The organism is Streptomyces sp. NPDC051913, assembly GCF_044593635.1.
In the GTDB taxonomy this organism is placed as follows: domain Bacteria; phylum Actinomycetota; class Actinomycetes; order Streptomycetales; family Streptomycetaceae; genus Streptomyces.
The window spans coordinates 716,686-738,027 of record NZ_JBIUCI010000004.1; the positions used below are offsets into that span (position 1 = coordinate 716,686).

Annotated in this window: 21 protein-coding genes; 14 read left to right on the forward strand and 7 right to left on the reverse strand. The window is 71.3% G+C overall.

Annotated elements, in window-relative coordinates:
• Nucleotides 1–65: 65 nt before the first annotated feature.
• Nucleotides 66–2,042, forward strand: a complete 1,977-nt coding sequence (locus ACIHIX_RS15840) for a hypothetical protein (protein ID WP_399955448.1) — start codon at nt 66–68, stop codon at nt 2,040–2,042.
• A gap of 141 nt (nt 2,043–2,183) precedes the next feature.
• Here ACIHIX_RS15840 and ACIHIX_RS15845 read toward each other — a convergent pair whose 3' ends face one another.
• Nucleotides 2,184–3,011, reverse strand: a complete 828-nt coding sequence (locus ACIHIX_RS15845) for an SDR family NAD(P)-dependent oxidoreductase (RefSeq protein WP_399955449.1) — start codon at nt 3,009–3,011, stop codon at nt 2,184–2,186.
• Nucleotides 3,008–3,730: an SDR family NAD(P)-dependent oxidoreductase gene (locus ACIHIX_RS15850; protein WP_399955451.1), complete on the reverse strand. Its 723-nt coding sequence runs from the start codon at nt 3,728–3,730 to the stop codon at nt 3,008–3,010. The genes ACIHIX_RS15845 and ACIHIX_RS15850 overlap by 4 nt, the downstream gene beginning before the upstream one ends.
• A gap of 106 nt (nt 3,731–3,836) precedes the next feature.
• Here ACIHIX_RS15850 and ACIHIX_RS15855 point away from each other — a divergent pair, with 106 nt between their 5' ends.
• Genes ACIHIX_RS15855 through ACIHIX_RS15875 form a run of 5 tightly spaced genes read left to right on the forward strand, consistent with a single transcriptional unit; the run spans nt 3,837 to nt 8,758 of the window.
• On the forward strand, nt 3,837–4,712 hold the full coding sequence (locus ACIHIX_RS15855) for a fumarylacetoacetate hydrolase family protein (protein WP_399955452.1): 876 nt from the start codon (nt 3,837–3,839) through the stop codon (nt 4,710–4,712).
• Nucleotides 4,713–4,718: 6 nt separating this feature from the next.
• On the forward strand, nt 4,719–5,540 hold the full coding sequence (locus ACIHIX_RS15860) for a fumarylacetoacetate hydrolase family protein (protein ID WP_399955454.1): 822 nt from the start codon (nt 4,719–4,721) through the stop codon (nt 5,538–5,540).
• Nucleotides 5,537–6,757: an amidohydrolase family protein gene (locus ACIHIX_RS15865; RefSeq protein WP_399955457.1), complete on the forward strand. Its 1,221-nt coding sequence runs from the start codon at nt 5,537–5,539 to the stop codon at nt 6,755–6,757. Before ACIHIX_RS15860 ends, ACIHIX_RS15865 begins: the two co-directional genes overlap by 4 nt.
• Complete coding sequence (locus ACIHIX_RS15870; protein WP_399955460.1) at nt 6,754–8,211, forward strand: carboxylesterase/lipase family protein; 1,458 nt, start codon at nt 6,754–6,756, stop codon at nt 8,209–8,211. The genes ACIHIX_RS15865 and ACIHIX_RS15870 overlap by 4 nt, the downstream gene beginning before the upstream one ends.
• A gap of 55 nt (nt 8,212–8,266) precedes the next feature.
• On the forward strand, nt 8,267–8,758 hold the full coding sequence (locus tag ACIHIX_RS15875) for a carboxymuconolactone decarboxylase family protein (RefSeq protein ID WP_399955463.1): 492 nt from the start codon (nt 8,267–8,269) through the stop codon (nt 8,756–8,758).
• Here the strand turns inward: ACIHIX_RS15875 and ACIHIX_RS15880 are convergent.
• Nucleotides 8,755–9,702, reverse strand: a complete 948-nt coding sequence (locus ACIHIX_RS15880) for an alpha/beta fold hydrolase (RefSeq protein WP_399955466.1) — start codon at nt 9,700–9,702, stop codon at nt 8,755–8,757. The genes ACIHIX_RS15875 and ACIHIX_RS15880 overlap by 4 nt on opposite strands.
• Nucleotides 9,703–9,877: 175 nt before the next feature.
• Between ACIHIX_RS15880 and ACIHIX_RS15885 the strand changes: the two genes are divergently transcribed.
• The gene (locus ACIHIX_RS15885) at nt 9,878–10,615 is read left to right on the forward strand and encodes a GntR family transcriptional regulator (RefSeq protein WP_399955468.1); all 738 of its coding nucleotides are present in this window, start codon (nt 9,878–9,880) and stop codon (nt 10,613–10,615) included.
• Between the two features lie 72 nt (nt 10,616–10,687).
• Here the strand turns inward: ACIHIX_RS15885 and ACIHIX_RS15890 are convergent, their stop codons facing one another.
• A complete protein-coding gene (locus tag ACIHIX_RS15890) occupies nt 10,688–11,461 on the reverse strand; it encodes an SDR family NAD(P)-dependent oxidoreductase (RefSeq protein WP_399955471.1) in 774 nt (257 codons plus the stop codon).
• Nucleotides 11,462–11,710: 249 nt separating this feature from the next.
• Here ACIHIX_RS15890 and ACIHIX_RS15895 point away from each other — a divergent pair, with 249 nt between their 5' ends.
• The 4 genes from ACIHIX_RS15895 (at nt 11,711) to ACIHIX_RS15910 (ending at nt 15,434) form a co-directional block, all read left to right on the forward strand.
• Nucleotides 11,711–13,381, forward strand: a complete 1,671-nt coding sequence (locus ACIHIX_RS15895) for a cellulase family glycosylhydrolase (RefSeq protein ID WP_399955474.1) — start codon at nt 11,711–11,713, stop codon at nt 13,379–13,381.
• Nucleotides 13,382–13,494: 113 nt separating this feature from the next.
• The gene (locus tag ACIHIX_RS15900) at nt 13,495–14,079 is read left to right on the forward strand and encodes an ATP-binding protein (RefSeq protein ID WP_399955476.1); all 585 of its coding nucleotides are present in this window, start codon (nt 13,495–13,497) and stop codon (nt 14,077–14,079) included.
• Between the two features lie 29 nt (nt 14,080–14,108).
• Nucleotides 14,109–14,495: a BlaI/MecI/CopY family transcriptional regulator gene (locus tag ACIHIX_RS15905; RefSeq protein WP_399955479.1), complete on the forward strand. Its 387-nt coding sequence runs from the start codon at nt 14,109–14,111 to the stop codon at nt 14,493–14,495.
• A gap of 6 nt (nt 14,496–14,501) precedes the next feature.
• On the forward strand, nt 14,502–15,434 hold the full coding sequence (locus ACIHIX_RS15910) for a M56 family metallopeptidase (RefSeq protein WP_399955482.1): 933 nt from the start codon (nt 14,502–14,504) through the stop codon (nt 15,432–15,434).
• A 23-nt stretch (nt 15,435–15,457) separates the two neighbouring features.
• Here the strand turns inward: ACIHIX_RS15910 and ACIHIX_RS15915 are convergent, their stop codons facing one another.
• Nucleotides 15,458–15,913 carry a tellurite resistance TerB family protein gene (locus ACIHIX_RS15915; protein ID WP_399955485.1) on the reverse strand — a complete coding sequence of 152 codons (456 nt, stop codon included), beginning with the start codon at nt 15,911–15,913 and terminating at the stop codon, nt 15,458–15,460.
• A gap of 175 nt (nt 15,914–16,088) precedes the next feature.
• On the opposite strand from ACIHIX_RS15915, the gene ACIHIX_RS15920 reads away from it, so the two are divergent.
• Together ACIHIX_RS15920 and ACIHIX_RS15925 are read left to right on the forward strand one after the other, a co-directional pair.
• Entirely contained in the window at nt 16,089–17,417 is a 1,329-nt protein-coding gene (locus tag ACIHIX_RS15920; RefSeq protein WP_399955488.1) for a hemolysin family protein, read from the forward strand.
• The gene (locus ACIHIX_RS15925) at nt 17,414–18,433 is read left to right on the forward strand and encodes a hemolysin family protein (RefSeq protein WP_399955491.1); all 1,020 of its coding nucleotides are present in this window, start codon (nt 17,414–17,416) and stop codon (nt 18,431–18,433) included. Before ACIHIX_RS15920 ends, ACIHIX_RS15925 begins: the two co-directional genes overlap by 4 nt.
• Before the next feature lie 5 nt (nt 18,434–18,438).
• Here ACIHIX_RS15925 and ACIHIX_RS15930 read toward each other — a convergent pair whose 3' ends face one another.
• Together ACIHIX_RS15930 and ACIHIX_RS15935 are read right to left on the reverse strand one after the other, a co-directional pair.
• Nucleotides 18,439–19,296, reverse strand: a complete 858-nt coding sequence (locus ACIHIX_RS15930; protein WP_399955494.1) for a fructosamine kinase family protein — start codon at nt 19,294–19,296, stop codon at nt 18,439–18,441.
• Between the two features lie 56 nt (nt 19,297–19,352).
• Nucleotides 19,353–20,609 (reverse strand): MFS transporter, encoded by a 1,257-nt coding sequence (locus tag ACIHIX_RS15935; RefSeq protein WP_399955497.1) that lies wholly within the window; start codon nt 20,607–20,609, stop codon nt 19,353–19,355.
• A gap of 80 nt (nt 20,610–20,689) precedes the next feature.
• Between ACIHIX_RS15935 and ACIHIX_RS15940 the strand changes: the two genes are divergently transcribed.
• Complete coding sequence (locus ACIHIX_RS15940) at nt 20,690–21,289, forward strand: YciI family protein (RefSeq protein ID WP_399955500.1); 600 nt, start codon at nt 20,690–20,692, stop codon at nt 21,287–21,289.
• The last annotated feature ends 53 nt before the right edge of the window (nt 21,290–21,342 follow it).

Consider the following 21,342-nt stretch of genomic DNA (forward strand, 5'->3'; position numbering starts at 1 on the left):
GGCCGACCGCCACCCCTCTCGGCGGTCAGCCATGCCTGAAAACCACTGAGAACAAGGGAGTTCACGTGACAAGCACCGGCACGCAAGGCCCCGAGGTCACCTACCGGGCCCGTCCCCGCGCGCTGCTCGTGGCGGTCGCCGCCGCCATGGCACCCACGCTCGTCGCCCCCGCGAGTGCGCACGCCGCGTCGAAGGCCGGGAACCGCATCACCGTCGGCTCCGGGGAGACCCTGGAACTGACCGGGACGACCACCGCGTCCCGCCTCACCATCGCCGAGGGCGGCGTCATCGCCGTCCCCGACGGCTACCGCCTCACCCTCACCGTCAACGGCGTGGAGACCGGCGCCCGGCTCGCCGAACTCACCGACGGCTACGGGGGAGCGGCCACCGCGATCGCCGCCGGCACCTACCGCGGCACGATCGTCCTGAGCGTCGCCGAGGCCAACGACCTCGCCTACAGCGACCTCACCTTCCCCTTCCGGCAGGCGATCTACGTCGACGCCGACGGGGTCGACGAGTCCAAGTCGGTCCCCTCCGAGGTACGCGGCGGCAAGGTCACCGACACCGCCGCCACCAACATCCAACTCCTCTCCAACGGCGAGGCGTTCAACGGCGTCTACGTCACCGGCGGCGGCACCTACACGCTCACCGACCCGAAGATCGCCTTCGCCGGCAACGGCCGCTGCGACTTCATCGGCTACGGCGCCTGCGTCGTCGGCACCGGAGCGGGCACCACCCTCGTCCTGGACGGCGCCACCATCAGCAACGAGGGCGTGGTCCGCACCGCGGTCGTCGCCGACGCCACCGCCCATGTCATCGTCAAGAACTCCACCCTGCACTGCGCCGACGGCATCGTCCCCGACGAGTACCCGACCGCGGGCACCGGCGACACCCGCTACATGATCACCGTGCCCTGGATGCTGGGCCTGTCCGGCAACGTCCGCACCACCAACCTGCTGGGCACGAGCACCAAGGCGTCGTACATCAACTCCACCATCTCCTCGGAGAAATGGGGCGCGCTCTCGGTCGACGGCGGCAGCTACTGCACCCTCACCGCCATCAACTCCACCATCGCCAACACCGGCGGCCAGGGCTACGGCAGTTACGCCATCGGCAACGTCACCGAACACTTCCTCGGCTGCACCTTCGACGTCGGCGACTACGCCCTCATCCACTGGGGCGCCTCGGCCCACTACGGCGACAGCACGAAGGCCGCGGTGGCCGCGCTCAACACCTCACTGGAACTCGGCCTGACCACAGCCGAGTTGAACAAGCTGCCGGTGCGGTCCACCGAGGTGACCGCCGGACGCTTCATGGTCCTGTGGTACGCGGCGGGCTCGGTCACCATCGACGGCGGCACCCAGGTCAACACGGGCGAGACGGCGTTCATGTGCAAGGCGGTCGCGGGCTCGGTCACGGTGGACGGCTCCGACGGGGCGGCCATCAACTCCGGCAACGGCGTGATCTTCCAGCTCATGGACACCGACCGCCCCAGCAGCGTCTCGGTCTCGGGCAAGCCGTGGAAGACGGAGACCATCGGCACGTACACCGAGCCCACCGGCTCCCCGACCAGGTCCTCGACCTGGGTCACCACCAGCGCCCAGTCCACCGACGCGAAGGGCACCTTCACCGACATCGACCTCAAGGGCGACTTCTACAACTCCGTCTGGGGCGGCGGCATCGGAAGCCTCCAGGGCCAGAACCTGAACCTCACGTTCACGGGCTCGGCGGTACAGGGCGTCATCTCGGCGACGACGGCCAGGCACAGCGTCTCGACGATCACCTCGGCGGAATACCGTGAGATCAGCGAGGTCACCAACACCCCGAGCGCGGTGGTCAACAACGGCGTCCTGGTGACGCTGGGCGCCGGCTCCACCTGGACGGTGAGGGGAACGTCGTACCTGAGCGCCCTGACCCTGGCATCGGACGCGACGGTGACGGCCCCGTCGGGCAAGACGGTCACCCTGACGGTGAACGGCACGGCGACGCCCATCACCCCGGGCACCAGCTACACGGGAGCACTGACCCTGACGGTGGCGTGACAGACGACAGACAACCGGTCCCCGGGACGCGAACCATCTCCCGGGGGCCGGAACCTGTTGAGAAGGGGCGAGCAGCCGGCCCAAGGGGCGCGGGGAACTGCGCGACCAGCCCCCACGGACCCGCAGCCGAACCCGAACCCGCTAGGCCCCAATCATGTTGTAGCCACCATCGGCCACCAGGAACCCACCAGTGATGTGCTGCGCATCCTCCGTCGCAAGAAACAACGCAGCCCCCGCCAACTCCGCAGGCCCAGGAATCCGCCCCATCGGCGTGGCGTCGCGCAACACCTCGCCCCGCCCACCCTTCCAGTCCTCCCGCCCGAGCGTCGCCTCCGTCTCGATGAACCCCGGCGCGAACACGTTCACCCGCACCGCCGGCGCGAACGCATGGGCATACGACTTGGTCAGCCCGATGATCCCGTACTTGGCGGCGGCGTACTGAGGCGCCCGCGCGCTACCGCGCACGACGACGGTGGACCCCACGTTGACGATCGCACCCCCGCCCTCCTGCTCCAGCATCCGCGCCCCGAACTCATGCGTGCACAGCAGCGTGCCCTTCACGTCCACGGCGAGGACGTGATCGATGGACTCCTCGGTGATGTCCCGCCAGGACATCTGCTCGCGGGCCACATCACCGACGTTGTTGACGGCCACGTCGAGCCGCCCGAAGTGCGCCCACACCTCGTCGGCCAGCCGCTTGATCTGCTCGTGCTCGGCGATGTCGGCCTGCACGACGAGCGCCGTGCGGCCGAGCGCGGCGACGCGTTCGGCGGTCGCATCGGCGCCCGCACGGGACCGCCGGTAGTGGACGGCGACGTCGGCGCCCTCCTGCGCGGCCCGTACGGCGATCTCGGCACCGAATCCGGTACCGGCACCGGTGACGAGGACGGTCTTGCCGGCGAAGCGGCCGGGGACGGGGGTCATACGGGCTCCGATCGTGAAGTCGTCCGCTGCGAAAGGGATGTTCATACGAGAGTCCGGCCACCGTCGACGTACAGGACCTGCCCGGTGACGAACGCCGACTCGGCGGAGGCGAGGAAGAGCACCGGCCCGGTGAGGTCCTCGGGGCGGCCCAGCCGCCCGGCCGGGACGAGCCCCTCCACCGAGGCGCGCATGCCGGGGTTCGCGAGGTACTCGCGGGTGAGGTCGGTCTCGGTGTAGCCGGGTGCGACCGCGTTGACGGTCACGCCGTGCGGCGCCCATTCCCGGGCCATGACCCGCAGCAGCTGGTTGACCCCGCCCTTGGTCGCGGCGTACGGCGCGTGGTGCTGGTGGGCGAGCAGGCCGGAGACGGAGGAGAGGTAGACGATCCGCCCGTGACCGCCGGACACCATGACCGCACCGACCGCCTTGCCCAAATGGAAGGCGCTCGTGAGGTTGACGGCGATGAGCCGCTCCCACACCTCGTCCGGCGTCTCCAGTACCGGACGACGGTCGTTGACGCCGATCGCGTGCACGAACACATCGATTCCGCCGAGGAGTTGACGGGCCTCGGCGACGGCTGCGCGGCAGGCGTCCGAGGAGGTCAGATCCGCGGCGATGCCGTTCTCCGGGAGCCGTTCCCTGTCGACGTCGAGGACGACCACCGAGGCGCCCGCCGAGCCCAGCTCCGAGGCGATCACCGCCCCGATCCCGCCCGCACCGGCGACCAGCGCCCGGGTGCCTGTGAAGTCCCATGTAGTGCGCATGCTCGGGAACTTAGGCCACAGTCATGAATTGTGTCCACACTTGGCGCAGCTATTGACGATCAAAGACGTCCTGGGCAGGCTGAGTGTCGACAGTTAAGGAGGTCTGATGAAGCTGGTGACATTCGACGAGGGGCTCGTCGGCCGGATCGACGGCGACACGGTCGTCGAGCTGGACGTGCCCTCGACCCGGGCGTTCTTCGAACGTGAGGGCCAAGTGAGCGAGACGGGGCGGACGTTCGCGCTCGGTGAGGTGCGGCTGCGGGCGCCGATCGTGCCGAAGAAGTTCTTCCACACGGCCGGCAACTTCCGTGAGCACCACGAGGACCTGGTCCGTGTCGACTGGTCCCACCCGGTCAACAAGGGCATCGTCTTCTTCCAGAACGTCGACGCTGTCATCGGCCCGGACGAGCCGATCGTGTACCCGGCGCACCTGACCCGGGAACTCGACTACGAACTCGAACTCGCTGTGATCATCGGCCGGCCCGGCAGGTTCTTCAGCGCGGAGCAGGCGGTCGAGCACATCGTCGGATACCTCGTCTTCAACGACATCACCGCACGGGACATCCAGCGCAAGGAGATGGAGTCCGGCGTCTTCTCCTTCTCCAAGGCCATCGAGACGTTCTGCCCGATCGGCCCGTACATCGTCACCGCCGACGAGATCGACGATCCCCACGACCTCGACATGGAGCTGCGGGTCAACGGCGACGTCCGCCAGAAGTCCAACACCGCCCGCATGTCGGTGTCGATCCCGCAACTGGTCGCCTACCACTCCCCGCAGACCTACAGCGCGGGCGACATCATCACCACCGGCACGATCGCCGGCGTCGCCGCGAGCACCGAGGACCCCTTCGCGAACTACCTCAAGCCCGGGGACGTCGTCGAGGCCGAGATCGAGGGCCTCGGGGTGCTGCGCAACCCGGTGGTCTCCTGGTACGACGCATACGGCGAGGACGAGCCGCCCGCCGAGCAGTGGACGGTCTGAGAGCCCATGCGCATCGCACAACTCGACTGCCGCCCCGTGCTGTTGACCGAGGACGGCGTCATCGACGTCCCCGTCGACCTGGCGGCCGACCTCTTCGCCCGCTGGGACGACCTGCGCGAGTGGTCCGCCCACGCCACGGGCGCCCGCCCCTACGACCCCTGCGACCTCCAGGCTCCGGTCCCGGCCCCCCGCCAGATCTTCGCCGTCGCCCTCAACTACCGCCCCCACACGGCCGAGGCCGGCTACGAGGAACCCACCGCACCCCTCGTCTTCACCAAGTTCCCCACCTGCCTCACCGGGCCGTACGCCACGGTCGAACTCCCGCCGGGCCATGTCGACTGGGAGCTCGAACTCGTCGCCGTCATCGGCCACGAGGCACGGAACATCCCGGTCCAGAAGGGCTGGGAGCCGGTCGTCGCCCTGACCGTCGGCCAGGACCTGTCCGAGCGGCTCGCCCAACTCGCGGGCCGCCCCGCCCAGTTCTCCCTCGCCAAGTCGCACCCCGGCTTCGGCCCCCTCGGGCCCGCCCTCGTCAGCCTCGACGAGGTCGACGACCCGGACGACCTGGAGCTGACCTGCGAGCTCAACGGCGAGGTCGTCCAGCACGACCGCACCGGCGACATGATCTTCCCGATTCCCCGACTCGTGTCCTACCTCAGTGAGTTCTGCACCCTGCTGCCCGGCGACCTCATCTTCACGGGCACCCCGGCCGGGGTCGGCAACCGGCGCTCGCCCCAGCGGTTCCTCACTCCGGACGACGAACTCGTCAGCCGGATCGGCGGGGTGGGGGAGATGCGGCACACCTTCCGGAGGCGCGCGACCCGATGACCCGTACCCTCTTCACCGACGTCCGCGTCTTCGACGGCACCGGACGGAACCCCTTCCCGGCCGAGGTCCTCGTCGACGGCAACCGCATCACCGCCGTCACCGACCGCCTCCCGCGCGATCTGCGCGCCGACGTCCGGGTGATCGACGGAGCCGGCGGCACCCTGCTGCCCGGGCTGGTCGACGCCCACGCCCACCTCGGCTTCGGCTCCACCGTGGAACACCGCTCCCCGCGGCGCGACGAACCCGACGCGGAGAAGGCCCTGCTCGTCGCCCACGCCGGGCGCGTCCTGCTCGACCACGGCATCACCAGCGCCTACTCCGGCGGCAACCGGCTCCCCCGTACCGAGACCGCGGCCCGCAAGGCCTTCGCCGAGGGCTGGATGCCAGGACCCCGCCTCAAGGCCGCCTCCTGGGAGGGCAGCGCCGGCATGGTGGAACCCGGGGTCTACGACTTCCCCGGCGTCGACGGACGCGCCTCCGACCCCGAATCGGTCTCCCGCTTCGTCACCGAGATGGCCGAACTCGACGTCGACATCGTCAAGTTGTCGCTGTCCGGCGAGAGCGCCGTCGTCCAGGGCACCTCGCGGATCGTGCAGTTCACCGACGAGGAGGTCGCCGCCGCCGCGCGGGCCGCCGACCGGCACGGCGTCTGGCTCACCGCCCACGCCCATGCCGCCGACTCGATCAAGATGGCCGTACGCCACGGCATCCGGGCCGTCTACCACTGCACCTTCGCCGACGAGGAAACCCTCGACCTCCTAGAAGCGGCCCGCGACCGCCTCTTCGTCGCCCCCACCCCCGGCATCATCCACGCCAACCTCCACGAGGCCGGCGGCGAACCCGAACCCGGCATGGAGGTCGAGGCGACCGCGGCAGCCGTACGCCAGGTGGTACCCGAACTCGTCCGCCGCGGCATCAGGGTGCTCCCCGGCGGCGACTACGGCTTCGCCTGGAACCCGGTCGGCCGCAACCTGAAGGACCTCGAACTCTTCGTCGACTGGTTCGGCTTCACCTCGGCCCAGGCACTGCGCGCCGCGACCTTCCACGGCGGCCAGATCATGGGCATGGGTGACGAACTCGGCCTGATCCGCGAGGGGTTCCTCGCCGACCTCGTGCTCGTCGACGGGGATCCGCTGGCGGACATCGCCCTCCTCCAGGACCGCCACCGGCTGACGGCCGTCATGAAGGACGGTCGGCTGCACAAGGCGCCGGCATGATCAGGGCACGGACGTCCGGCGGGCGGCTGGTGGGGGAGCGGCAGGACGGGGTGGCCGTGTTCAAGGGCATCCCGTTCGCCGCACCGCCCGTCGGTGACCTGCGCTGGCGTCCGCCCCGACCCGCCCGGGGCTGGGACGGCGAGCGCCGTGCGGACACCTTCGGACCCGCGCCCCTCCAGCCGCAACCACCCCGCGACTCGATCATGTACCACACCAACTTCGCCGACCGGCGGGCCCTGGTGATGAGCGAGGACTGCCTCTACCTCAACGTGTGGACCCCGGACACCGGCGGCGGACTGCCGGTGATGGTGTGGATCCACGGCGGCGGCAACCGCTACGGCCACGGCGGCCAGGAGATCCATGACGGCCGGGCGATGGCCCGCCGCGGCCTCGTCGTCGTCACCCTCAACCACCGACTCGGCGCCCTCGGCTTCCTCGCCCACCCGGAACTGGCCGCCGAGGATCCCGAGGGCGCCTCCGGCAACTACGGCCTCCTCGACATCCTCGCCGCCCTCACCTGGGTCCGGGAGAACATCGCGGCCTTCGGTGGGGACGCCGACCGAGTCACCCTCGCCGGCAACTCCGCCGGAGCCGCCCACGTCTGCCACCTCATGGCCGCCCCCGCGGCCCGCCCCCTCTTCCGGGCCGCCCTCGGCCAGAGCGCATCGGGCATCGGACGAGCGGAGGGGCACCTGCCCGAACAGGGGGAGGCGCAGAAGCAGGGGCTGCGCTGGGCCGAACAGTTCGGCGACCGGGACATCGCGGCCCTGCGCCGCACCGACGGAGTGGAACTCGCCCTCGCCGGGCACTTCGGCCCCGTCGTCGACGGCGACTTCCTCATCGAACCCACCGATGACGTCTTCGCCACCGGCCGCCAGCACCCCGTACCCCTCCTGGTCGGCACCAACAGCGACGAGGGGTCGGTGTACTCCACCCTGGACGCCCTGCGGAGCCTCCCCGTGGAACCCGGCACCGACGACCACTACCCCGTACGCGACGGCGCCGAAGCCCGCCGCACGGCACGGCTCCTCACCGGGGAGAGCCGCTTCACGTACCCGGTGTGGCACTGGGCGACAAGCCACCACGCCAAGGCACCGACCTGGCTCTACCGCTTCGAACGCACCCCACCCCTGCCCGCCGATCTGGACCTGGCACCACCACGCGACGGACTGCCCTCCTACGGCGTCCATCACACCGCCGAACTCCCCTACGCGCTCGACACCCTGGACTGCCGGCCCTGGCCCTGGACCCCGACCGACCGCGCACTCGCCCGCACCATGGCGGACACCTGGGCCCGCTTCGTCACGACGGGCGACCCCAACGGCGAGGGCCTGCCGCCCTGGCCCGCCTTCACCGGGACCGAGGCCATGGTCTTCGGCGACACGGTGAGCGCCGGTCAGATGGACCGGATCGAGGCACTGCGGCACCTGGCCCGCTGCCCCCGCCCCCTGTAGCCCCGTGAACCCCGTCAGGCCCATCACACGCGCCAACCCCTTGAAAGGACCCCGCATGGCCCGACTCCCCGACACCGACGGCAACGGCGAGGTCGCCGGCCGCATCCGCGCCCGCCGGGGCGGCGACCTGCATCCCCTCGACCGCATGCTGCTGCACAGCCCTCAGCTCGCCGACGGCTGGAACAGCCTGCTCGGCGCCGTCCGTACCCGGATGGAACTGTCCCCGGCGATACGGGAGTTGGTCGTGCTGCGGATCGCGGTCCTCAACCGCGCCGCCTACGAGTGGACCGCCCACGAACCCGACGCCCGCCGGGCCGGCCTCGCCGACGCCGATCTCACCGAACTGCGCCGCGAGGAACCGGACTTCGACCCCCGGCGTCGACGGGTCATCGCCTACACCGACGCGATGACCCGTGACGTCCAGGTCCCGGACGAGCTGTTCGCCGCGCTGCGCACCGACTTCACCGACGCGGAACTGGTCGAACTGACGGCGACCGTGGCGGCGTACAACATGGTGTCCCGCTTCCTGGTCGCCCTGGACGTCTAGGAACGGGTCCGGTGGCGGCGCAGGAACCGGATCAGGAGCCTGTTCCAGGCGGCCGGCTGCTCCCAGTGCGGGTTGTGGCCGGCCTCGGTGACGACGTGGGTCTCGACGTCGGCGAGGTGCTGGGCGTTGAGCCGCATCACCGACGGCGGGCTGTACAAGTCGGAGTCTCCGGTGATGAGTTGGACGGGCAGGGTGAGGGTCTCCAGCGCCGCCCAGGTGATCGTGTTCGTCGACGACTGCGGGAAGGAGTCGGCGGTTTTCGCCCGCTCGTGGATATCCAGCCAGGCGGCCACCCCGGCCAGGTCGCCGCCCCGGTACGAGGGACCCAGCTCCTTGAACTCGACCGGCATGTCCCCGAACGGATCCGGCTGGAGCGTGGAGGTCAGGTCCTGGTACTCGGCGTCCTGGATGCCCATCACGCTGCCGGACACGGTGAGGCTGAGCAGCCGGTCGCCGTGGGCCAGGGCGTAGTCGAGGGCGACCGGGCCGCCCGCCGCCGAACCGGAGAGATGGAAGGCTCCGAGGCCCAGATGGTCGGCGAGGGTGTCCAGGTCCCCGGACGCGGTGTCGGCCTCCGCCCTGGTCCCGGCCACCGACCCGTACGCGCCCCGGCGCGAGTAGGCGACGACCCGGAAGCCCGCCCCGGCCAGCACCGGCTGCTGGTACGGCCAGCTCTCACCGCTGCCGGACCCCGGGTGCAGCAGCACCACCGGCTCGCCGTCGCCCCCCGTGTCCCAGCACCAAAGGCTGCCACCGCCGGCGACGGGCACCTGGTACTCGGTCACCGGCACCTGCCCGGGCACCGGGACGGGCTCCCACGGCAGCTCGCTCTGCGACGAGGCCGAAGCCGTGCCCTCGACAGCGCCCGTGACGGCGAGCGCGGCGAGGGCGCCCCCGACGACCGCCCGTCGGCTGGGCTCGAAGGGCGTGCGGTCCGGATTCATGTGTCCTCCATAGGTCGTCGTACGACGGTTGGCGTGGCTGAGCGACAGACAGCCGCAGACAGCGCTGTCTGTCGACAGGTGAAGGGGGATCCCCGGAGGGGCTTGCGGAGGGATGAGATAGTGTCGACACCGTTGAACCGGCTGTGAGCCCGTGGCAGGCAGGGAGAGGCGCCCGATGACCGATCAGGACACGCACGAGGTGCTGGAACGCCTCCTGCGGCTGCGGGACCGCCGGGAACCGCTCGTGGCGCAGATCGCGGAATGGGTCGGCGCGGGCATCATCGAGGGCCGCCTCGAACCGGGACAGGACCTCAACAGTGTGGAGCTGTCCCGCCGGTTCGACACCAGCCGTACGCCCGTCCGCGAGGCGCTGATGCTCCTCGAACAGGAGGGCCTCGTCGAGATGAAGGCGCGCCGCCGGCCCCGGGTCGCCGCGCCCTCCCTCCAGGACATCCGGGACATCTACCAGGTCAGACGGCAGCTCCTTGCGATGCTCGCGGGCCTCCTCGTCGAGCGGGCCACCGACGCCGAACTCTCCGAGCTGCGCGCCCGGGTGGAGCGGATGCGCGAGCTGGCCGACTCAGGTGACGTGGACTCCTACTTCTGGGCCCATGTCCAGCTCCAGGAACGGATGACCGAGGTCGTCGGCAACGGCACGCTCAAGCAGATCCTGGACTCACTCGCCCTGCGCACCCTGATGCTGCGCCACCTCAGCCTGACCCGCGCCGGTCGGCTCGCCTACAGCATCGACGACCAGGAACGGCTGCTCCAGGCCTGCGAGGAGCGCGACGGCGAGCTGGCCTCGGCCCTGATCGCGGGGGCGACCGTCCGGGCGCTGCGGGCGGTGGAGGAGCAGCTGGAGCAGGACCCGGCCGTCCGTAAGCCGGCCCGCAAGCGCCGCGCGGAGTCGTGAGGCCCGGCGGCCGGGCCTCCCCGGTGCGCCCGCCGCTGCCGACTCCGGCGCCCAACGATCCCTGAGCGCCGCTCACTTGGCCAGGACCCCGCCGTCGACGGGGAAGTTGCCGCCAGTCACCCACGCGGCCTCGTCCGAGGCCAGATAAAGCGCGCACCACGCGATGTCCTCGGGTGTCCCGGTGCGCCCCAGCGGGATCCGGGCGAGCAGTGTCTCGCGCGCCGCACCCTCGTGCGCCCCCGCCGACTCGGTGGCGGGTGTGCGGACCATGCCGGGGGAGACGGTGTTGGCGCGGATGCCCAACGGTCCGCCCTCCACCGCGAGCTGACGGGTCAGTCCGAGTACGGCGGCCTTGCCCGCGCAGTGCGCCACCATGCCGAAGGTGCCGCTGCCGCGAAAGGCGTTCACCGAGGCGAAGTTGACGATCGAGCCGCCCCCGGACGCCTCCATGTGCGGCCATGCCGCCTGTACGGGCAGGAAGACGACGTCGACCTCGCCGCGCATCGTGGGCGTCCACTGGGCCTCGAAGTCCATGGCGACGGCCGGGGCCATGTGGGGGGCGATGGCGCCCGCCGTCACCAGCGCGTCGATCCGCCCGTGGCGGGCCGCCGCCTCGTCGGCGAACCGGCGGGCGTCCGCGGGTTCGGTCATGTCCAGCGGGGCCAGCACGTCGAGGCCCAGACCGCGTTCGGCCGCCAGCTCGCGGGTCCGCTCCGCCGCCCCCGCGTCGATGTCGCAGCCGACGACGGTCGCGCCCTGTTCGGCGAAGAGCAGTGCGCACCCCTGTCCGATCCCGGCGCCCGCGCCGGTGACGAGGGCGACCTTTCCGGAGAGCCTGCCGGTCACTGGGACCCCCTTCTCAAGGCAGTCGTACGAGACCGCGGTGCGGCTCACCCCCTTCCTAGTGTCGACACTATGGCGGGGTCAAGGGTGATGGCGTTCGTCATTCCCGATAGTGTCGACAGTCTGCGGTGTATTGAGGGGTCTTTGCTCATTCCCTTGACGTGTACCTGGCGCGATGGCTTTTATGGGAGCGCTCCCATACCGCTCTCCTCCCATGCCTGAGTTTCTTGGCGCTCACTCCCAGGAGTCGCAGTGAGAAGAACAAGAAGCACGACAAGAAAGAGCACGACATCGGGCCTCCTCGGCCGCCTGGCGGCAGCCCTCCTCGGGCTCGTCCTGCTCGGCGCGCTCTGGCCCGCCGCCGCCCACGCCCAGGCCGAGCCGCCGGGCATCCAGGCCACCGGCCTCCACATCAGCAACGGCCGGCTGCTCGAAGGCAACGGCAACGATTTCGTGATGCGCGGCGTGAACCACGCCCACACCTGGTACCCGAACGAGACGCAGTCGCTCTCCGACATCAAGGCGCTCGGCGCCAACGCCGTCCGGGTCGTCCTGGCCGACGGCCACCGCTGGACCGCCAACACCGCGGCGGACGTTGCCAACGTTGTCACCCAGTGCAAGGCCAACCGGCTCATCTGCGTCCTGGAGGTGCACGACACCACCGGCTACGGCGAGGACAGCGCGGCCGGCACGCTCGACCAGGCCGCCGACTACTGGATCGGCCTGAAGAGCGTGCTCGCGGGCCAGGAGAACTACATCATCATCAACATCGGCAACGAGCCCTGGGGCAACACCAACCCCGAGGGCTGGACCGACCCCACCATCGCCGCGGTCAAGAAGCTGCGCAACGCCGGGTTCGAGCACACGATCATGGTGGACGCCCCCAACTGGGGCCAGGACTGGCAACAGGTCATGCGCACCAACGCCCAGAGCGTCTACAACGCCGACACGACCGGCAACCTGATCTTCTCGATCCACATGTACAGCGTCTTCGACACCGCCGCGGAGATCACCGACTACCTCAACGCCTTCGTCAACGCCAAACTCCCCATCCTGATCGGTGAGTTCGGGGGTCCGGCCGACCAGTGGGGCGACCCGGACGAGGACACCATGATGGCCACCGCCGAGCAGCTCGACCTCGGGTACCTGGCCTGGTCGTGGAGCGGCAACACCGACCCGATCCTCGACCTCGCGATCGACTTCGACCCCAACCAGCTCAGTTCCTGGGGCCAGCGCATCTTCAACGGCACCAACGGCATCGCCCAGACCGCCAAGGAAGCCACCGTCTACGGCGGTGGCGGTTCCGGCGACACCCAGGCGCCCACGACCCCCGGCACCCCGAGCGCCTCCGCGGTCACGGCCACCTCCGCGGGCCTCACCTGGACCGCCTCCACCGACAACGTGGGCGTCGCCGGTTACGACGTCGTCCGTGTCAGCGGCGGCACCGAGACCAAGGTCGCCGCCTCCACCACCAACTCGGTGACCGTGACCGGGCTTTCGGCGGAGACCGCGTACACCTTCGCCGTCTACGCCCGGGACGCGGCGGGCAACCGCTCGGCCCGCTCGGCGACCGTGAACGTCACGACCGGCAAGGCCCCGGTGCTCAACTGCTCGGTCGGCTACCGGGTCGTGGGGGAGTGGCCGGGCGGCTTCCAGGGCGAGATCACCATCCGCAACACCGGCACCACCGCCATCAACGGCTGGACCCTCGGCTTCTCCTTCGCAGGCGGCCAGACGATCTCCAACATGTGGGGCGGCACCCCGACCCAGAGCGGCGCCGCCGTCAGCGTGACCCCCGCCTCGTACACGTCCACCATCGCCGCCGCCGGCTCGGTCACCGTCGGCTTCATCGGCGCCAAGGGCACGACCAACGCGGCACCGACCGCCTTCACGCTCAACGGCAGCACCTGCGCGACCAGTTGATCCCCCACTCCGGCTGACCACCGGTGCTCCGGGCTGACCGGCGGCGGCATGCGTCCGCCGGTCAGCCGCGTGCCCGGGCAGTTGATGGTCCAGCGCCCCTAAACTGCGCGACCATGCGTCGATACATCCTCACCGGCACCCCCGGTGCCGGAAAGACCTCCCTCCTCCACGGCCTGGCCGACCTCGGCCTCCCGGTCGTGGAGGAGGCGGCCACCGCCGTCATCGCCCAGGCCCAGGCCCGGGGCGAGGACGAGCCATGGACCCGGGCCTCGTTCCTGGACGACATCGTGGGGATGCAGAAGGCACGGCAACTGGCGGCCCCCGCCACCGGCCCGGTGCAGGTGTACGACCGGTCACCGATCTGCACCCACGCCCTGGCCCGGTACCTCGGCCGCCCGATTCCCCCGTCGCTGACCGCGGAGATCGAGCGGATCACGGCCGAGCGCATCTACGAACGCCGGGTGTTCTTCGTCCGCAACCTCGGCTTCTGCGAGCCCACCAGCGCACGCCGCATCAGCTTCGAGGAGTCGCTGGAGTTCGAGAGGATCCACGAGGAGAGCTACCACGCCTTCGGCTACGAGCTCCTGGACATCCCCGCCGCCGCCCTCGCGGACCGGGTCCAGGTGGTGCGTTCGGCCATGGGACCACCCGGGCCTGAGGATCCGGCACCAGGTGTCCTTACGATGGACCGCCCGTGACGTGCGCGGCAGCGGAAGGGAGACAGGGAGTGACGGATCACCGGCGTCCCCGGCGACGGGGGCAGGGCGAGCTGGAGGTACAGGTCCTGTCGGCCCTGCGGACGGCGGACGGACCGGCGACCGCGGGCTGGGTCCAGGAGCGTCTCGGCGGGGATCTGGCCTATACGACGGTGATCACGATCCTGACCAGACTGCTGGCCAAGGGCGCCGTGACCCGCGAACGCGCGGGGCGCTCCTTCGTGTGGACGCCGGTGTCGGACGAGGCGGGGCTCGCCGCGCACCGGATGCGCAGGCTGCTCGACGGCGAGAGCGACCGCGAAGCGGTCCTGGCCAGCTTCGTCACCTCCCTGGAACCCGATGACGAGCGACTGCTGAGGGAGCTGCTGGGGCAGGCGGAGAGCGAAGGGGAAGACTGAGACCTCATGGGGGTGTTCGTCTTTCTGCCGCTGATCCTGCCCCTGACGGCCTGGCCCATCGCGCGGCTGGCCGAGCAGCATCTGCATCCACGCCTCGCCACCCGGCTGCTGACGGCCGTGGCCGGGGTGATGGCGCTGTGCAGCACGGTCTGCCTGGCGCTGCTGATGGTGGTCGGCACCGCACAGCTGCCGGGGAACCCGCTGCCCGACGGCTGGTCTGACCCCGAGGTCCGCGCGGCCGTGCCCTACGACGAGGTGGCCGGGCGGGCCGCCATTCCGGTGCTGCTGGCCGTCGCCCTGGTGTGCGGCCGCGCCCTGTGGCGGCACGGCCGGACACGGCGGCGCGCACACCGGGCGCTGGCCGGGCTGCCGGGCGCGCAGGTGGTCGTACTCTCGGAACGGGAGCCGTACGCGTACGCCCTGCCCGGTGGCGCCCGGGGCCGGATCGTCGTGACGACGGCGCTGCTGGACGGGCTGCGGCCCGCCGAGCGGCGGGCTCTGTTCGCGCACGAGCGGGCCCATCTGGCCGCCCGGCACCACCGGTTCCTGCTGGTCGCGCAACTCGCGGCGCGCGCCAACCCGTTCCTGGGACCGCTGCGCACGGCCGTGGCCTACACGACCGAGCGCTGGGCGGACGAGGAGGCGGCCCGGGCCGTCGGCGACCGGCGCACCGTGGCGCGCGCGATCGGCAGGGCGGCTCTGGTCTCCCGCGGGACTCCGGTGCCCACGCTCGCCGGGTTCGCGCTGCCCGGCCCCGTCCCGCGCCGGGTGGCCGCGCTGCTGCGGCCGGCGCCCGCGCCGCGCAGCTGGCCGTCGATGTTCACGGCGGTGGGCCTCGCCGCCTGGGCGGCCGCCGCCGGGACCGCGGTGTCGGCGATGTCGTCCGCCAACTCCGCGGTGACGATGGTCCTCATCCTGCGCGCGGCGACGCCCCTGTAGCGAGGCGTCGCCGGGCACCGGACTCAGAGGTCGAACTCGTGTGGCGGCAGGTCAAGGGCGAAGCACGCCTCCCGGACGACGGCCTGCTCGGTCTTGTCGAAGTCGCCGTCGGCGCCGCCGATGACGATGCCGATCTGGATGACGGCACGCGCCTCGGCGGGCTTCTTCTTCGCCTTGCCGATCTCCTGGAGCACGCTCACCTTGCCGAACGCGAAGTCGGCGGTGAGCTTGTTCAGGTTCTCGTCGAAGCGCCGCTGAAGGTCCATGGCGTCGAAGTTCTGGAGCACCTCGTTGCCGGCGATCAACTGGGCGACGCGCTGCCGCTCGGACGGATCCACCGTGCCGTCGGCCGCCGCGACCAGTGCGCACATGGCCATGCTGGCATCGCGGAACGCACCGCTCTTGAGGTCGTTCTTCTTCGCCACGAGCTGGGTCTGCATCGTCGACGCGGACTCCTTGATGCGGTCCCACAGGGCCATCGCAACTCCCAAAGGTGTGTCGGGGCCCGGCCCGTCCCGCTGACGGACCGGCACCCCCTAATATCTACAGCAACGTAGAAACTAGCGGCTGGGCCGATAAGTTCCGGCGATCCTGGAAACGACCATTGAAGGAGCACGCTTTGTCCGCCCGACCCACGGACTCCCCGGGACCCGCATGAGTACCACCAGCGCCCTGCTCGGCCTGCTGGCCGTCTTCGTCCTCACCGCCGGCACCGGCTACTTCGTCGCCCAGGAGTTCGCGTACGTCTCCGCGGACCGGCTCGCCCTCGCCCGCGAGGCCGAGACGGGCGACCGCAGGGCCGCTCGTGCGCTGACGGTCCTTGAGCGGCTGTCGTTCATGCTGTCCGGCGCCCAACTCGGCATCACCGTCACCGGCCTCGTCGTCGGCTTCATCGCCGAACCCTCCGTCTCCGCGCTGCTGGAACCCGCCCTGACCGGCGCCGGGGTGCCCGAGGGAGCGGTCGGCGGCATCTCCGTGGTGCTCGCCTTCGTCCTCGCCACCGTCGTCCAGATGGTCCTCGGCGAACTGGCCCCGAAGAACCTCGCCATCGCCGTACCGGAACGCCTGGCGAAGTCGCTCGCGGGCTCTACTCTCGCCTATCTCAAGGTCGTCGGGCCGCTCGTGCACATCTTCGACGGTGCCGCCAACCGGCTGCTGCGCAAGGTCGGCATCGAGCCCGTCGAGGAACTGCACCACGGGGCCACCCTGGAGGAACTCGGCCATCTCATCGGCGAGTCCCACGAACAGGGCGAGCTGCCCAGGGAGACCGCCGCCCTCATCGACCACGCCCTGGAGTTCTCCGAGCGCACCCTCGACGAGGTCATGGTCCCGCGCGTCGACGCCGTCTTCGTCCGCAAGGACGCCACCGCCGCCGAGGCCGTCGACCTGATCGCCAAGCACGGCCACTCCACCTACCCGGTGCTCGGCGACCACCCGGACGACGTCCCGGGCGTCATCGGCGTGCGCGAGCTGATGCGCCTGCCCGCCGCCGCCCTGGCCGCCACCACCGCGGGTGCGCTGGCCCGCCGCCCACTGCTGCTCCCCGACACCCTGCCGCTGCCGGACGCGGTCGAGCAACTGCGCCAGCGGGACGAGGAGTTCGCGGTCGTCCTCGACGAACACGGCGGTGTCGCCGGCATCGTCACCTACGAGGACATCGCCGAGGAACTCGTCGGTGACATCGCCGACGAGACCGACACGGTCATCGAGGTCGCCGTCCCCGACGGGGACGGCTGGCTGGTGGACGCCGGGCGGCGGCTCGACGAGATCGCCGACGTCACCGGCATCGAGCTGCCCGAGGAAGAGGACTACGACACCGTGGCCGGCCTGATCGTGGACCGGCTCGGCCGCTTCCCGGCCATCGGCGACCGGCTCACCGTCGACCTCGCCGGCGGGGGACGGGCCCTGATCGACGTACGCACCCTGGACCGGCATGTACCGGAGCGGGTCCGCATCCAGCAGACGGCTGAGGAATCGGCATGAGCTTCCCGATGGCGGTCTTCGTCACCGTCCTGCTGCTGATCGGCAGCGGGTTCTTCGTCGCCGCCGAGTTCGCGCTGGTCGCCGCCAAACGGCACCGCATGGAGAAGGCGGTGGCCCAGGGCCGGCGCGGCGCCAAGGCGGCACTCGCCGGAATGCGGGAGCTGTCGCTGATGCTGGCCGGCGCCCAACTCGGCATCACTGTCTGCACGCTGGGCCTCGGCTCGGTGTCCAAGCCCGCGATCTCCCATGAACTCGACCCGCTGCTGCACAAGTTGGGTCTGCCCAGCGCCGTCAGCTACGGCATCGCCTTCGCCGTGGCCATGATCGTGGTGGTGTTCCTGCACATGGTGGTCGGCGAGATGGCCCCCAAGTCCTGGGCCATCGCCCACCCCGAGCGCTCCGCGATGCTGCTCTCGCCGCCCTTCCGGGCCGTGGTCAAGGTCGTACGGCCGCTGATCGGCGTCCTCAACCGGATCAGCAACGCGCTCGTACGGCTGTGCCGGGTCACCCCGCGCGACGAGCTCGCCTCGGTCCACAACCGCGAGCAACTCACCCATCTCGTCGAGGAGTCCGAACGCCTCGGCCTGATCAGCGAGACCGACTCGGAGCTGCTCACCCGCTCGCTCGTCGAGCCGGAGACCCCTGTCGTCGAGCTCCAGATCCCGGCTGCCCGGATCACCTCCGTCGCCGGGGACGCGGGCATCGACGACATCCTCCGCCTCGCCGGCGACCACGACCGCACCCGTCTGCTCGTACGCGAGGAGGGCGGCGAGGTGCTCGGCTCGGTCCACGCCCGCGACGCGCTCGTGGCCCGCGCCCGCTCACGCACCACGACGGCCCGCACCCTGGCCCGCCCGGTACCGGAGCTGACCCGGGCGACCACGGTCGCCGACGCGATCGAACTGCTCCGCCGCCACCGCGCCTCCCTCGCGGTGGTACGCGACGAGGCGGGCGTGCTGACGGGGATGGTGACGCTGGACGACCTGCTCGCCCGCTACCTGCAACCGCAGCCGTAGCGAGGTCAGCCGACGGCGTACCGGCGGGCCACGGCGAGGGTCTGCTCGGCGTAGGAGCGGCCGAACAGGACGGTGTGCACCAGCAGTGGGAAGAGCTGGTGCAGCCCCACCCGCTCCCGCCACCCGGCGGCCAATGGCATGGCGTCCTCGTAGCCCTCCAGCACCTCGGAGAGATGGGGGCAGCCGAAGAGCTGGAGCATGGCCAGGTCGGTCTCGCGGTGCCCGCCGTGTGCCGCGGGGTCGATGAGCCAGACCTGTCCGTCGGCGCCCCACAGCACATTGCCGCTCCACAGGTCCCCGTGCAGCCGCGCGGGCCGCTCGGCGGGGCCGGCGAGCTGCCCGACGCGCTCACAGACCCGCTCGATCGGGGCGGCCTCGGCGGCCCGCAGGGTCCCGTCGTCGACCGCGCGGCGCAGATAGGGGAGCACCCGGTACCGGGCGTACCAGTCGGGCCAGTCGTCGCCGGGCACGTTGCTCATCGGGGCGGCGCCGATGTACGCGTCCGTCGGCCCGCCCGGCGGTGGGGCGCCGAAGGCGTCGGCGCCGGTCGCGTGGAGCGCGGCCAGCGCACGGCCGAAGCGCAGCGCCACCGCGGTCTCCGGCCGCCCCTGCGGGACGCACCCGGTGACCAGCCACTGCCGTTCCCGCCCGTGCACCGCCGGCACGCTGATCGCGTCGGCGGCGGCGAGCCACTCCAGCCCCGCGGCCTCGGCACGTGCCGCCGCAGCGCTTCCGGCGTCCTTGACGACCACCGGTCCCTCGGCGAGGGCGACTTCGGTGACCGCCCCGGTGAGCCGCCGCGACGACACCGCGGACCGCCCGATGAGCCGGGCCGCCACGGCTTCGGGCCCGTCACCGCTCATACGTCGCACTCCGCGTCCGGCACCATGACGACCCCCCTCGTGTCCGGCCCACGAGTCTAGGAACCGGCGCCCTCCAGGGCGTCCGCCGTCGCCCGGCCCGCCGGGTGACGCAGGGTCCGGACCTGCGGTGAGAGCAGCGCCCCCGCGGTGGCCAGCACCACCAGGGCCGAGCAGCCGGCCAGCGCGGGGCCGATGCCCACGGCCGCGGCGACGGGCCCGGCGACGAGCAGGCCGAGCGGGGCGAGCGTGAGGGAGCCGAACCAGTCGTAGGAACTGACCCGCGACAACAGGTGCTCGGGGATCTCACGTTGCACGGTGGTGGCCCACAGCACGCCGAAGACGTCACTGGCGACCCCGGCGGTGAACATGGCCGCGGCGATCGTCCACACCGGGGCCCGCGCGCTCAGCAGCGCGATCGGTACGGCGGCCGGGAACATGCACAGCACGGCCACCAGAAGCGGGCGGCGCACCCGCACCCGGGCGGCCAGCCCCGCCCCGCCGATCGTGCCGACGGCCTGGGCGGCCACCACGACGGACCACGCGCGTGCCCCGCCGAGGTGCCGCTCGGCCATGAGCGGCCCGAGGACGCCGACATCGGCGTTGAGCGCGGCGACGACGACCGCGCTCTGCGCGACGACGACCCACAGCCACTGTCGGGAGGCGAACTCCCGCCATCCTTCGCGTAGTTCGGACCATCCGGAGGTCCTGCCGCGTGGCCGGGCCGCCACCGGGAGGCGGGCCGTGAGAGCGGCGCTGACCGCGAAGGACGCGGCGTTGAGCGCGAGTGCCCATCCGGCGCCGACGAGGGCCACCGTCACCCCGGACAGTGCGAGCCCCAGCAGCAGGGAGGCGTTGGTGCCCATCCGCAGCAGACCGTTGGCCTGTTGCAGGCGCGCTGTCGGGACCAGCAGCGGCACCAGGCCGTCCATCGCGGGGGCGAACAGCGCGGTGGCGGTCCCGGCGGCGACCGCCAGCAGACACATGCCCGCGAGTGGAGCGTGCCCGCTCAGCACCATCACGGCCAGGCCCGCGTAGGCCAAGGCGCCCAGGACGTCCGCCAGGACCATCAGCCGCGAGCGTGACATCCGGTCCGCGATCACGCCGCCCACCAGGACGAACACCAGCTGGGGCAACGCCTGACAGGCCAGCACCAGCGAGAGGCGTCCCGCACTCGCCCCGGGCAGCGCGAGCACCGCGAAGGCCAGTGCCACCCGGGCGAAGCCGTTGCCGAGGACGGAGACGACCCGGGCCGAGAGCAGCAGGAGGAACCGTTGGTCACGCCACAACGGCGAAGGGGGCGAAGGGCGTGTCATGGCCACGGACACTAGAAGATCGATACGGGGTGGCGATCCGAACCGGCCATCTCGTACGGACGACCTTGTTGAGGAGTGACATGGAGTACTTCGTCTACTGCCGTGACCGGGCGGATTCCCTCGATCTGCGCAGGGAACTGACCGAGGCGCACTGGACGTTCATGGACGGCTATGCCGAGGAGCTGATCGCTCGGGGACCCACGTTCCCGGCCGAGGGCGACGGGGTGAGCGGCAGCATGCACATCGTCGAGCTGCCCGACGCGGCCGCCGCCCGGACGTTCGCGTTCGAGGAGCCCAACTACAAGGCGGGCGTCTACCGGGACGTGCTGATCCGTCGGTGGCGGAACACGCTGGGCCGCACCATGTGGGAGTACAAGGGAGCGACGGCCGGATTCGGCCGGTTCCTGATCCTCGCGCAGGGCGGGGCGGACGCGACCGCGGATCTGGGGCTGCTGGACGCGGCGCAGCGGCGGTATCTCGAAGACGGCTACCGCGACCGCCTGATCGCTTACGGGCCGCTGCTGGACGAGGACGGTGTCACCTGGCTGGGCACCGCCTTGCTGGTCGAGCTCGCCGACCGGGCCGCCGCCGAGGCGCTGATGGCGGCCGAGCCGTACGCCCGGGCGGGGCTGTACGAGAGCGTCGAGATCCACGACTGGGAGTTCGGGGGGCGCCGGTAGGACTGCGGGGGCGACGGCGGTGTATTCGGCGGATCCGAGTCCTTGACCCCGGG

What these genes read in the sequence shown, in the direction of transcription:
- ACIHIX_RS15845 (WP_399955449.1), bottom strand. Translation starts at nt 3,011, where the DNA reads ATGAACATCCCTTTCGCAGCGGACGACTTCACGATCGGAGCCCGTATG.
- ACIHIX_RS15875 (WP_399955463.1), top strand. Translation starts at nt 8,267, where the DNA reads ATGGCCCGACTCCCCGACACCGACGGCAACGGCGAGGTCGCCGGCCGC.
- ACIHIX_RS15855 (WP_399955452.1), top strand. Translation starts at nt 3,837, where the DNA reads ATGAAGCTGGTGACATTCGACGAGGGGCTCGTCGGCCGGATCGACGGC.
- ACIHIX_RS15925 (WP_399955491.1), top strand. Translation starts at nt 17,414, where the DNA reads ATGAGCTTCCCGATGGCGGTCTTCGTCACCGTCCTGCTGCTGATCGGC.
- ACIHIX_RS15930 (WP_399955494.1), bottom strand. Translation starts at nt 19,296, where the DNA reads ATGAGCGGTGACGGGCCCGAAGCCGTGGCGGCCCGGCTCATCGGGCGG.
- ACIHIX_RS15920 (WP_399955488.1), top strand. Translation starts at nt 16,089, where the DNA reads ATGAGTACCACCAGCGCCCTGCTCGGCCTGCTGGCCGTCTTCGTCCTC.
- ACIHIX_RS15915 (WP_399955485.1), bottom strand. Translation starts at nt 15,913, where the DNA reads ATGGCCCTGTGGGACCGCATCAAGGAGTCCGCGTCGACGATGCAGACC.
- ACIHIX_RS15935 (WP_399955497.1), bottom strand. Translation starts at nt 20,609, where the DNA reads ATGACACGCCCTTCGCCCCCTTCGCCGTTGTGGCGTGACCAACGGTTC.
- ACIHIX_RS15940 (WP_399955500.1), top strand. Translation starts at nt 20,690, where the DNA reads ATGGAGTACTTCGTCTACTGCCGTGACCGGGCGGATTCCCTCGATCTG.
- ACIHIX_RS15865 (WP_399955457.1), top strand. Translation starts at nt 5,537, where the DNA reads ATGACCCGTACCCTCTTCACCGACGTCCGCGTCTTCGACGGCACCGGA.
- ACIHIX_RS15850 (WP_399955451.1), bottom strand. Translation starts at nt 3,730, where the DNA reads ATGCGCACTACATGGGACTTCACAGGCACCCGGGCGCTGGTCGCCGGT.
- ACIHIX_RS15885 (WP_399955468.1), top strand. Translation starts at nt 9,878, where the DNA reads ATGACCGATCAGGACACGCACGAGGTGCTGGAACGCCTCCTGCGGCTG.
- ACIHIX_RS15880 (WP_399955466.1), bottom strand. Translation starts at nt 9,702, where the DNA reads ATGAATCCGGACCGCACGCCCTTCGAGCCCAGCCGACGGGCGGTCGTC.
- ACIHIX_RS15870 (WP_399955460.1), top strand. Translation starts at nt 6,754, where the DNA reads ATGATCAGGGCACGGACGTCCGGCGGGCGGCTGGTGGGGGAGCGGCAG.
- ACIHIX_RS15910 (WP_399955482.1), top strand. Translation starts at nt 14,502, where the DNA reads ATGGGGGTGTTCGTCTTTCTGCCGCTGATCCTGCCCCTGACGGCCTGG.
- ACIHIX_RS15900 (WP_399955476.1), top strand. Translation starts at nt 13,495, where the DNA reads ATGCGTCGATACATCCTCACCGGCACCCCCGGTGCCGGAAAGACCTCC.
- ACIHIX_RS15860 (WP_399955454.1), top strand. Translation starts at nt 4,719, where the DNA reads ATGCGCATCGCACAACTCGACTGCCGCCCCGTGCTGTTGACCGAGGAC.